Origin of the sequence: Nocardiopsis sediminis (assembly GCF_042650565.1) — a bacterium.
In the GTDB taxonomy this organism is placed as follows: domain Bacteria; phylum Actinomycetota; class Actinomycetes; order Streptosporangiales; family Streptosporangiaceae; genus Nocardiopsis_B; species Nocardiopsis_B sediminis.
On the sequence record NZ_JBHSBH010000007.1, the window covers coordinates 304,450 to 315,567 of the forward strand.

The window sequence follows — 11,118 nt, forward strand, 5'->3', positions numbered from 1 at the left end:
GCGGAGGGGGTCCAGGCGGGCGCGGTCGCGGCGGTATTCGAGCACGACGTCGGTCAGGGCGGCGGCCGCCGCGGCCCGGTCGCCCCGTCCCGCGTCGGCCTCGGCCAGCCGCAGCAGCGCGGCGGCGAGCATGCAGGGCTCCTCGGCATCGCGCCAGGCCGCCACCGCCGCCTCCCACGCCGCGCGGACCGCATCCGCCCCGCCGTCCCCCATCCCGCCGTCGTCCCCTGCATCGCCGGCCGCTCCGTCGCGGGCCAAGTGCGCCCACACCGTCGCACGCAGTGCGCTCTGCGACGGACCGGAGACCTCCATCAGCTCGCAGACCCCCGCGACGGCCACCCTCAGCCCTTCCACATCGCCGCGTCCCGCGCCGCCCCCGGGGGCCTCCCCGGCCCGCACCGCCCGGGCCGCGGCCTCCAGGACGTGCCAGGCGTAGGCGGGCCAGGTCGCGAACCGCGGGGCGCCGACCGTTGCGCTCGCGGTCGCGACGGCCGCCGCGGTGTCGCCCTCCGCCAGGCACAGCTCCAGATCCAGCAGGGCGGCCGACAGCTCGTCTTGCGTGTGGGCGTGCGGGGCGTGGCCGGGGAGGCGCTGGCGCTGCCGGTCCGCGCGCGCCGCGTCGGTGTCGCCCATGGCGAGGGCCGCCAGCCCCCGGCGCGTGTGCAGGTTGAACCGGTGCAGCGGCATCGGGCCCCAGGCCAGGGCGCGGCCCGCCGACTCGCGGCACTGCGCGAACTCCCCCAGGTGGTAGAGCGCTTCGGCGAGGTTGACCGCGACGAAGGAGCCGCATGATCCCATGGTGCCCAGGTCACGCGCGCGCTCCAGCGCGGCGCCGCCCTCCGCCACCGCCAGCGAGGAGCGGCCGCTCTCCCAGAGCACCGCGACGCGGTGGCCGGCGGCGCGGGTCTCGGTCTCGGGGTCGTCGACGCGGCGCGCCTCCGCACGGCAGGCCTCCAGCTCGCGCAGCGCCACGTCGTACCGCCCGTCCTGGGCCGCCAGACTGGCCAGGGTGATGCGTGCGTGCAGTTCGCTCAGCACGTGCGGCCACGGCTCCTGGGGGCAGCCGGCGGACCGCTCCGAGGCGGGGGCCGCCGGGGCGTCCCGCAGCGCCGCGCGGGCATCGGCCAACGCGGTCCGCGCCACATCGGCGGCCTCGGTGAAGTGGGTCCGCAGAGCGAGTTCGGCGGCGAGGGTGGCCAGCACCGACGGCCGGTGCGGGCTTCCCGGAGGCAGCACCCGCGCGGCCTCGCGGATGTCGTCCAGGGCACCGGGGTCGTTCAGGTCGCGGCGCGCCTGCCCGCGGCGGCGCAGCAGCAGTGCCCGGCGCGTCGCGGTGGGGTCGTCGCCGGTGCCGGGCAGCGCGCGCAGCCCGGCCTCGGCCAGGTCGAGGCCGCGCGCGGTCGCCCCGCCGTCGATGGCCGCCTCGGCCGCCTGCTCCACCACGTCCACCAGCTGCATCCCGACGCGCTCCGCGGCGTCGGGGACCCGGTCCCACAGGTCGATGACGCGTTCGGCCATGCGCAGCTGCTCGTCGTAGCCGTAGGTGGCACGCGCCCGTACGGCGGCCCGCCAGGCGGCGCTGAGTGCGCGCGGCTGCTCGTGGGCCTCGTGGTAGTGGTGGGCGAGTTCGGCGGCGTGGCCGAAGGCGCCGTCGGGTTCGCGCTCCAGGGCGTCGGCATAGGCGAGGTGCAGGCGGGACCGGCGGCCGGGCAGCAGCTCGGCGTGCACGGCCTCGCGGAGCAGGGCGTGGCGGAACCGGTACCCGGTGCCCTCGACCCGCAGGAGGTTGGCGTCGACCAGGGCCCGCAGCGCGGCCTCCAGGCGGTCGTCTTCCAGCCGGACGGCCTCCGCCAGCAGCCGGTGCTCGACGCGCTGCCCGCCGCGCCCGCCCACGGACGCGGCCATCGCCACGGTCCGCGCGTCCTCGCCGAGGACGCGCAGCGGGCCCAGGAGAAGTTCCCGGGGGCGTTCGGGCAGCGTGTGGCGCTCAGGTCCGGGCAGCTCCAGCAGGGATTCGACGAACAGCGGGTTGCCGGCGGTGCGCTCGTAGAGGACGGCCAGGTCCGCGGGTTCGACGTCGTGCCCGAGGATGGCGTGCGCCTGCTCGGCCACCTGCTCGCGGCTGAGCGGGCGCAGGTCCATGCGGGTGACGGCGGGCAGCCGTTCCAGTTCGGGCAGCAGCCGCCGCAGCGGGTGGTCGCGGTGCAGGTCGTCGGTGCGGTAGGCGGCGACGATCTGCACGCGGGCGGTGTCGAGGTTGCGGACGAGGAACACCAGCAGGTGGCGGGTGGCGGAGTCGGCCCAGTGCAGGTCCTCCAGGACGACGGTGAGCCCCGCGGGTTCGGCCGCTGCCGAGAGCACCCGCAGCACCTGCTCGAACAGGCGCCCGCGGGCCTCGGGGCGCTCCTCAGGTGGGACGCCCAGCTCCGGGAGCAGGCGCGCGAGTTCGCGCGGGCCGCCGGAGCCCGACAGCTCCGCGAACCGGTCGGCGCCGAGGTCGCGCCGCAGCCGGCGCAGCACGGTCACGAACGGGGCGAGGGGCAGGCCGTCGGCGCCGAGCTCCAGGCAGCCGCCCGCGACCAGAGTCCCGTTGGCGGTGCGCGCACCGAACTCCTCCAGCAGCCGGGACTTGCCGATCCCCGCCTCCCCGCCGAGCAGCAGCGTCCCGGCCACCCCGCCGCGCGCGCGGCGCGCATGCTCGTGGAGCAGACGCAGCTCCTCGCCCCGCCCCACGACGACCGGACTCACCGCGCCAAGACCCATGGCCCCAGAGTAAGACGCCATGGCGGGACGGCTCCCCGTCCGGGTTCACCGCACGGCCCCCCGACACGACCGCCCCTGTCCCCGGTGACCGGCATGAGGGTGGGCGACCGGGGGGTTCGGGCGACCCGCCGATCGGCGCGTGATGTCCGCCGGTGCTCCCCCGCTCCCCTGTTCCGGTGAATGTGCTCCGCCCCGGCGACGCCGCCGGGGCGGAGCACAGAGGGAAGGGGAGGACGCGTCCGCGGTGGCCCCACCGCACGCCGTGGCCGGTCCCCGCGTGCGCCGCGCCGCTCCCGGTCCCCCGTGGTCCGGGCCATGACGGCGGGCACGTGCCGGCAAGGCGTCGTGCACCGTGGACGCCCCGGGCCGTTGTGCGGCCGGGCGGGCCGTCCCCTTCGTCACGCAGAGCGTCAGGCCATGCGGCCGGCCACCGTCGCGCCGGATCCCCCGGACGTGGCGGCCGCACATGGTGCGACCGGCCCCCGTTCGCCCGGGGTCCCTCGCGGGTCGGGTGCTGTGCTCACCCGTCCCGCGGACGGCGCTTCGCTCGCCGAGAGCATCGGTATGCCGTTCGGGTCGCGCTTCCTGCGTTCGGTTCGACGGTAGTCGGCGCGCCCCCACGGACCCAAGCGATCGGGGGTTCCGGCATCGGTCAGTCCGGGTGCGGTCGCGCGGGAATTTTCCCGGAGGGCGGCATGCGACCCGCCCGCCTCACGCGTGCCCGGCCGCGCCGCACCCGCCCGTCCCTCGCGGTCCTCGCGTTCCCCGCGTCCGCCAGTCCTCAGCGTCTGCCGCGTCCACCGCGCGGCCGGTCAGCCCGGGCCGTCGTCGCCCCGCTTCTCCAGCAGGGCGTCGAGCGCATCGAGCGAAGGGGCGGCGGGCGCGGCGGGCGCCTGGTAGCGGGCGCCGGCGGGGCGCGGCTTGGCGGGCCGGGCCGGTCGCTCAGGGCGGACCGGCGGGGCGGGCGGCTCCTCAGGTGCGGCGGCGGGCGCCTGGTAGCGGGCGCCGGCGGGGCGCGGCTTGGCGGGCCGGGCCGGTCGCTCAGGGCGGACCGGCGGGGCGGGCGGCTCCTCAGGTGCGGCGGCGGGCGCCTGGTAGCGGGCGCCCTGCGCGCGTGGCCGGCCGCCGCCGCGGCCGAACATCCGGCGCGGCCGCCCGCGCTCGCGCTCCGGCCGCTCAGGCGCGGGTCCGGGCCCCCGTTCGCCCTCGGCGGGGAAGACCACCGGCAGCTCGGCCAGTCCGTGGACCGACAGCGACGAGCGCCAGCGCAGCTCCGCGGGCGCGGCGGCGGGCGCCATGCGCGGCAGCCGGTTGAGGAGGGTGTCGATCGCGGTGCCTGCGATCTCGCGGGCCAGGCTCTGGGCGGGGCAGCCGTGGGCGCCGGCGCCCCACATCAGGTGGGCGCGGTTGCCGGCGAGCGCCAAGGCGTCGCCGGTGTCGGCGCGTGCGGTGACAACCGGGTCGGCGTGGGCCGGGCCGAACCCGAGGACCAGCGCCTCGCCCTTGCGGATGTGCGCGCCGCCCAGTTCGACGTCGCGCACGCTGTAGCGGCCCGTGAGCATGCGCAGCGGCGGATCGACCCACATGACGTAGTCGAGGAAGTCGTCGGCGGGCAGAGAGGCGCCGCCGTAGGCCGCCGCGATCTCGGGGACGCTCAGCAGCCGGTACAGCGCGTTGCCGACGAGGTGGGTGGTGGGCTCGTGCCCGGCGGCCCACAGCAGGAGCAGCTGCTCGACGGCTTCGTCGTCGCTGAGCCCGGCGGGGTGGGCCAGCAGGCGTGAGGCGAGGTCGTCCCCGGGGTTCTCGCGCTTGCGCTCGACCAGGCCGGCGGCGTAGGTGTGCAGCCCGCGGGTGGCGGGCTCGGCCCGGGCGGGGTCGCCGCTCCAGATGTCGGCGGCGAGGCCGGCGAGCAGGCGGCCGTAGGCGTCGGGGAGCCCGAGCAGCCGGTTGAGGACGAGCGCGGGCAGCGGGGCGGCGTACTGCCCGATGAGGTCCATGCCGCCGGTGGGCAGGGCGGCGCCGATGAGGCCGCGGGCGGTGCGCTCGACCACGGGGACGACCTGCGCGGTGGAGATCTGCGCCAGGCTGTCGACGATGACGGAACGCAGCCGGCGGTGCTCGGGGCCGTCGCCGGCCAGCGCGCCGTTGCGCGGCCCGGCCGCGCCGGGGTGGCCGGAGCGCCGGCTCCAGGCGAGCGGGTCCGCGGCGAACCGGTCCTGGTCGCGCAGCACGCGCAGGTTCTCGTGGTACCCGAGCAGCAGCCATCCGGGGACACCGGGTGCGACTTCGACGGGGGCGACCGCCCCGAACCTGGCGCGCAGCTCGCGCCACAGCCCGGACTCGTCTCCTCCCTGTGCACCCGCGTAGATCTGCACCCGCCCGCCGCGCATCGGGCAGCGCCCGGCGGGTCCGGGCGGTGTGGCTGAGCCGGGGGGTCGGGGACCCGGGTCGACCATCGAAACTCCTCGGACAGATGGGGAATCCGAGGGTATGTCGTAGTTGTTTCAGGCATGAGTCAACGGCGAAAGTTCCCGGCTGCACGCGCCTCACCGCCGCGGCGCGGGCCGGTAAAGGTTGCGCAAAGGCGCAGTCGGCCCGGGGTATCGGCGCCCCGCAAGGATCCGGACGGACGCGGAAAAAAGCCCGGCGCACGCCGGCGGCACGCCGCCCCGGCACGGACGACCGGGCATTATCGCACGGTTGGATCACCGGCGTCCGGGGAATCTTTGAGACGGACCGACGCGTTACACCCACGAAGACCGCATGAGCGCCTGGAGGCACGTACACGATGGCCGAGCGAGCACTTCGCGGCACACGACTCGGGGCGACCAGCTACGAGAACGACCGCAACACCGATCTGGCACCGCGCCAAGAGGTCACCTACGACTGCCCTCGGGGCCATCGTTTCTCCGTCACCTTCGCGACCGAAGCGGAGATCCCGTCGAACTGGGAGTGCCGCTTCTGCGGCGACAACGCCCTGATGGTCGACGGCGAGAAGCCCCAGGAGAAGAAGGGCAAGCCCGCGCGCACGCACTGGGACATGCTGCTGGAGCGCCGGAGCATGGAGGACCTCGAGGAGGTCCTGGCCGAGCGCCTGGAGCTGCTCCGGTCGCGGCGGCGTGAAGAGCAGGAGCACATGGCGGCCCTGGCCCGGCAGCGCCAGAGCGCCTGATCCCGGTTGGTTCCTCGCGTGAGGGGCGGCGGCCCACAGGGCCGCCGCCCCTCACGCGTCCGCGGGCGCAGGCGGCCCGCCCGCCCGCGGCCTCCACCTGCGGGCCGGGGTGACACCCTGGGGCGGAATGGGCGAATAGCATGGGTATTCCATGGCCCACGCACCGGCAGGAGTCCGTCCGCATGACAGAGCGTAAGCCCATCGAATCGTGGCTCACCGACATGGACGGGGTGCTGATGCACGAGGGCGTCCCGGTGCCCGGGGCCGATGCGTTCATCAAGAAGCTGCGCGACTCCGGGCGGCCGTTCCTGGTGCTCACCAACAACTCGATCTACACGGCCCGGGATCTGCACGCGCGCCTGAACCGGATCGGGCTCGGGGTGCCAGTGGAGAACATCTGGACCTCCGCGCTCGCCACCGCGAAGTTCCTCGACACCCAGCACCCCGGCGGGACCGCCTACGTCATCGGCGAGGCCGGGCTGACCACGGCCCTGCACGATGCGGGCTACGTGATGACCGACGTCGACCCCGACTTCGTGATCCTGGGCGAGACCCGCACGTACTCGTTCGAAGCGCTGACGAAGGCCATCCGGCTCATCAACGACGGCTCTCGGTTCATCGCCACCAACCCCGACAACACCGGGCCCTCACCGGAGGGCGCCCTGCCCGCGACCGGGTCCGTGGCCGCGCTGATCACGAAGGCCACGGGCAAGGAGCCGTACTTCGTCGGCAAGCCGAACCCGCTGATGATGCGCACCGGGCTGAACGTCATCGGCGCGCACTCCGAGACCAGCGCCATGATCGGCGACCGCATGGACACCGACGTCCTGGCCGGGCTGGAGGCGGGGATGGAGACGTTCCTGGTCCTCACCGGGCTGACGACGCAGGCCGACATCGCCAGGTACCCCTACCGGCCGACCACGGTCGTGGACTCGATCGCCGACCTGGTCGACCTCGTCTGACCCGGGACCGGGAACCCCCGGCGCCAGCGGACGGCGCGCTGGAAGGCCGGTGCCGGCCGCGATCGGCCGGCACCGTTGCTCACCGGCGGCTGCGCGCGCCGCCGCCGGTACCCATCAGAAGTCGCCCTCGCCGCATTCCCGGAGCCAGTCGCGGCTCTGGGTGAGGTGGTCGGTGTTGTAGAAATCGACGCCCGCCTCGTGCAGGGCGTCCCAGGCCCGTTCGCGGGGTGCGTTCTCGCAGCTGTCGTAGCCGATGCAGGGGAAGAACCGCCCGTGCCCGGCCCGGTCCTTGCCGTCGGGGGTGCCCCAGAACCGGACCTTCATCCCCGAGGCGTGCGCCTGCTCGACGACCTCGTTGAGCCGCTCCTGCTCCTCGCCGCTGATGTGGCCGTCGCCGTCCTGGTCGCCGCACTTGCCCTCGCCCCATTCGCCGTTGAGCGTGCTGAAGTAGCGCGCCTCGTCGGGGTCGTAGGCGTCGCTGCCGAAACGCAGGTGCTCCGGGAGCGTGCAGTCGGGGTACTCCGGGGCGATGTCGAAGGTGGCGCCGCGGGGCGGCAGGCCGATCCGCTCCCCGTCGAGTTCCGCGTCGGCCAGCTCGGCGACCGACGAGGGGGTGTCGCCGCTGAAGACCACCTCGACGCCTTCGGGGAGGTCCTGGATCTCCCGGTAGGCGATCTGGTACGCCTCCAGCCACTTGTCGCGGTTCTTGTCCTCCTTCTCCTTGATCTCGATGACCAGGCGGAAGGGCTCGTCGCGGCCGGGGTAGATCTCGCCGCCGTTCTCCTCGGCCCGTTCGATCAGGGGGTCGATGTAGAGGTCGCGCAGCGTCTCCGAGGTCGTCTCGTCGGCGTCGTGGCGGACGGACAGCTCCTGGCGCCCCTCCATGATCCCCTCCTCGCCGAGTTCGACCGGCTTGGCGACCCACACGTCGGCCTCGACGCTGATGGCACCGTTGTCGAGCGCGTCTTGGAGCGGAGTGCCGTTTTCGTAGTCGTTGTGGGCGTGCAGGCCCTCGGTCCAGGCCGCGTCGGGGTCGGCGCAGCCGGGACGGTCCAAGGGCGGGCGCACGGGCCGCGGGTCGAGAGTCGGATCCCTATAGGCCAACGGGCCGACGTCGGCCGCCTGGCCGGCGAGCTCGCAGTCCTCGCCCCCGGTGACCCGGCAGATCGCGGCCGCGCAGAAGTCGGCGACCCGGCCGGGGACGTCGCCCACCATGACCGCGCCGAGGATGGCCGCGACGAGCAGCACGACCCCGCCGTACTCCACGTACGACGCCCCGCGCTCGCGCAGCGCCCGCCGCCGGAGCGGTCCGGGCCGGGGCGGGCGGGACGGCGCAGGCGTGGAACGGGCGCCGCGACCTCCTCCGTCCGGGGTGCGGGCACGCGGGAGGCCGTCATGACTGGGCATCGTTTCTCACAACCGAGAGGGGCCGACAGGGGTGGGGGGTCTCGGCTTCTTCGGAGATGCGCTGGTGATCGGCGGAGGAGCGGCGAGAACCCGATTGCGCGAGACGCGTTCAGGTTGGCACTGCACCGCGATTATGTCATTGGCACCCGGTCGCCGGATTCTTGACCCTGCGTGCCCGCGCCCCCCGGGGACCCATCGGGCCGGCAGAGGCCGCCGGGGGCGGACGGGCGCCGTGCGTCCCGCCGCCGCGGCACCCCCTCCGGCACCGCGCCCCCTGCGCCTCTGCTGCCCGTGCTCGTCGTGCTCTTCGCCTTCACCGCCGGTGTGTCCGCCCGCGCCGCCGTGCGCGCCTCAGACCGTCGGCTGTGCGCGGCCGTAGATGCCCCCACCGCCGCCGCCCACGGGCGTCCCGCCGCGCAGCCCGGAGGAGGGCATGCGCATGCGCCGGAGCTCCGTGCGCATGCGGGCGTCCCAGGCGTCGCGGACGGGGGGAGATTCCGCCGGGGGGCATTTCGCGACCCGGGTCTCGTCTCCGTCGGTCGCCGAGAAGATCCGGTTACCCTGTATGTCGGGTACTTCCAGTTCGACGATATCGACCCCGCGGGAGTGCGCCCAGAAGCGGAGTTCGGCGATGCTGACCTGCTGGATATTCGCGTAACTCATGGTTTCACCCACGACCTCACAGTTGCGCTCCGCGCCGCCCGGCTGAAATGCGACACGCATTCCATATCCAGGCGATACCGACAGCGCCCACTCTTCGCGACGAATGGTCGGATATTCCACGTTTTCAGCTCTAAGGTGGTCGACACCATCTGCTCCCCGGTTTCGGTGACCGTTCCCCCGCATGGGCTCCGCCGCCGCAGGGCTTTTCGGTATCAAGCCTTCCACCAGGAATTACGCAACTCCCTAGCCAGCCCTGGTCCGGCGTTTACTGTCCGCAGATGTCCTATGCGGTATCCAGCAGGTCTATTTTTGTACTCATGGCAGAGCGACCATTACCAGCGTGGTCGACGTTCGGACGCGAGGTTCGCCGGCTGCGGGCGCACGCTGGTCTCTCACTCGACCAGGTGGCCAAGCACCTGTCGATCACCCCCGGCATGCTGAGCAAGATCGAGCGCGCAACGCGTCAGGCCAAAAAGGACACGGCCGCCGAACTCGACCAATTCTTCCGCGCCGAGGGCGCAGTCTTGCGGCGTTGGGCCGAAGCAACAAACGCCACCACGGGACCCGATTGGTTCCGGCAGATCCTCAGATCGGAGGAACAGGCCACCGAAATACGAAGCTGGGGTCCGATTCTGTGCCCCGGATACCTTCAGATCCCAGAATACGCACGCGCGGTTTTCCGGGTCGGCCGCCCATTGGACCGCGCGGCCCACATCGAACGGCTCGTCGCGGGCCGGGTGGAAAGATATGAAACCCTGACCGGAGGGGAGGGACCGACACTCTGGGCGGTTCTGTGCGAGACGGTACTGACGCGCATGGTCGGCGGTACGGAAGTGATGAGGAAGCAGCTCACGCGCCTCGCGGATCTGTCAGAATCAGGCCTGGTGCGGATCCAGGTGGTCCCCGCCGACACCACCGACAGCCCCGGGAATTCCGGGCCTTTCCGCCTGCTCACGACTTCGGGTGGCGGAACGTTGCTCTATTCCGAGGGCTCCGGCGGCGGGCAGGTCATCGACGCACTGCCGGAGATCCGGCGTCACACGGCCTTGTTCGGGGAGCTCCAGGGCGTCGCCCTGCCCCCGAAGGCCTCGTACGATCTGATCAGGAAGGTTCGAGATGGATTCTGAATGGCGCACGTCCAGCCACAGCGGTGCGGCCGGAGAATGCGTTGAGGCGTGCGCCGCCGACGGCCGCGCGTTGATGCGCGACAGCAAGCACCCCGATGGGGCGCTGCTGGACTTCCCCGTCGGCGCCTGGCGCGCCCTGCTGGCTGAGGCCCACCGTCTCTGACGGAGCCCGCATGCGGCGACGCCGCGTCCCACTTCCCCTCTGGGACTCCCCCCTTGCGGCGGGCGGACCGTGGCCCCCGGACCACCCCCTGGTCCGGTCCGCGGTCCGCCGGATCCCGGCGTTCAGCGTTCCGGGCCGTCGTCGACGATGTGCCCCTGAATGACCTTGCCGTTCCCCGCCCGCCCCGGGCGGTCGCCGGGCGCCTGCCCCGGCACGTGCACACCGAGGGTCGCGAACTCGCGTTCGGCGCGTTCGCGCATCTTCTTCATCCGCCGCTCCGCCCAGCCGCTGAACGCCCAGCGCAGCAGCGGCCGAGTGAAGGGCAGCGCCATCAGGGCGCCCAGAGCCCCGGTGAGGAACCCCGGGATGATCAGCAGAATGCCGCCCACCATCAGCATCACGGTGTCGAGCACCCCCCGCTGGGGCTGCTGCCCCGTGCGCATGGCGGCGTCGGCCTCGCGGAACGCCTTGGTCCCGGCGCGGCGCACCACCAGCGTGCCTGAGGCGGTCAGCGCGAACAGCGCGACGATGGTCCAGGCGGGCCCGATCTGCTGGCCGATGAGCACCATCAGCCAGATCTCGACGAACGGCAGCGCCATCAGCGCCAGAACGATCAGCAGCGGCATGGGTCCCATCCTCGGAATCTCGTCATCCCACTGGGAAGAACGCATCAGCGCCGGTGAACGTTCCCGCCGCTTCCCAGGCCCGCGCCGCGGTTCACGCGTCCCCCGGCCCCGCGCCGGCCCCCTGGGCGTCCCGGGCGGGCGCGGCGGCGGCCGCGCGCCGGCGGCGGCCCACGACGACCGCGGCGCCGAGATCAGCTACGCCGACGGGCAGACCATCAGCGCCCGCCGGGTGGTC

At 73.8% G+C, this 11,118-nt stretch carries 9 protein-coding genes; 4 read left to right on the forward strand and 5 right to left on the reverse strand.

The features are described from left to right. Together ACFOVU_RS10420 and ACFOVU_RS10425 are read right to left on the reverse strand one after the other, a co-directional pair. A partial coding sequence (locus tag ACFOVU_RS10420) for an ATP-binding protein (RefSeq protein ID WP_378532280.1) occupies positions 1-2,763 on the reverse strand: 2,763 nt, incomplete at its 3' end. Positions 2,764-3,575: 812 nt separating this feature from the next. Further along, positions 3,576-5,138: a cytochrome P450 gene (locus ACFOVU_RS10425; protein ID WP_378532282.1), complete on the reverse strand. Its 1,563-nt coding sequence runs from the start codon at positions 5,136-5,138 to the stop codon at positions 3,576-3,578. A gap of 413 nt (positions 5,139-5,551) precedes the next feature. On the opposite strand from ACFOVU_RS10425, the gene ACFOVU_RS10430 reads away from it, so the two are divergent. Both ACFOVU_RS10430 and ACFOVU_RS10435 read left to right on the forward strand, forming a co-directional pair. Then, entirely contained in the window at positions 5,552-5,935 is a 384-nt protein-coding gene (locus ACFOVU_RS10430; protein WP_378532284.1) for an RNA polymerase-binding protein RbpA, read from the forward strand. Positions 5,936-6,117: 182 nt separating this feature from the next. Next, positions 6,118-6,897, forward strand: coding sequence for an HAD-IIA family hydrolase (locus ACFOVU_RS10435; RefSeq protein ID WP_378532286.1), 780 nt, complete (start codon positions 6,118-6,120; stop codon positions 6,895-6,897). Between the two features lie 114 nt (positions 6,898-7,011). On the opposite strand, the gene ACFOVU_RS10440 is transcribed toward ACFOVU_RS10435, so the two are convergent. Together ACFOVU_RS10440 and ACFOVU_RS10445 are read right to left on the reverse strand one after the other, a co-directional pair. Beyond that, the gene (locus ACFOVU_RS10440; protein WP_378532288.1) at positions 7,012-8,163 is read right to left on the reverse strand and encodes a hypothetical protein; all 1,152 of its coding nucleotides are present in this window, start codon (positions 8,161-8,163) and stop codon (positions 7,012-7,014) included. Between the two features lie 492 nt (positions 8,164-8,655). Then, positions 8,656-8,967 (reverse strand): hypothetical protein, encoded by a 312-nt coding sequence (locus tag ACFOVU_RS10445; RefSeq protein ID WP_378532290.1) that lies wholly within the window; start codon positions 8,965-8,967, stop codon positions 8,656-8,658. A 317-nt stretch (positions 8,968-9,284) separates the two neighbouring features. On the opposite strand from ACFOVU_RS10445, the gene ACFOVU_RS10450 reads away from it, so the two are divergent. Then, entirely contained in the window at positions 9,285-10,094 is an 810-nt protein-coding gene (locus ACFOVU_RS10450) for a helix-turn-helix domain-containing protein (RefSeq protein WP_378532291.1), read from the forward strand. Continuing rightward, positions 10,084-10,257: a DUF397 domain-containing protein gene (locus ACFOVU_RS10455; protein WP_378532293.1), complete on the forward strand. Its 174-nt coding sequence runs from the start codon at positions 10,084-10,086 to the stop codon at positions 10,255-10,257. The genes ACFOVU_RS10450 and ACFOVU_RS10455 overlap by 11 nt, the downstream gene beginning before the upstream one ends. 122 nt (positions 10,258-10,379) lie before the next feature. On the opposite strand, the gene ACFOVU_RS10460 is transcribed toward ACFOVU_RS10455, so the two are convergent. After that, positions 10,380-10,883, reverse strand: coding sequence for an FxsA family protein (locus ACFOVU_RS10460; protein WP_378532295.1), 504 nt, complete (start codon positions 10,881-10,883; stop codon positions 10,380-10,382). Positions 10,884-11,118: the final 235 nt, after the last annotated feature.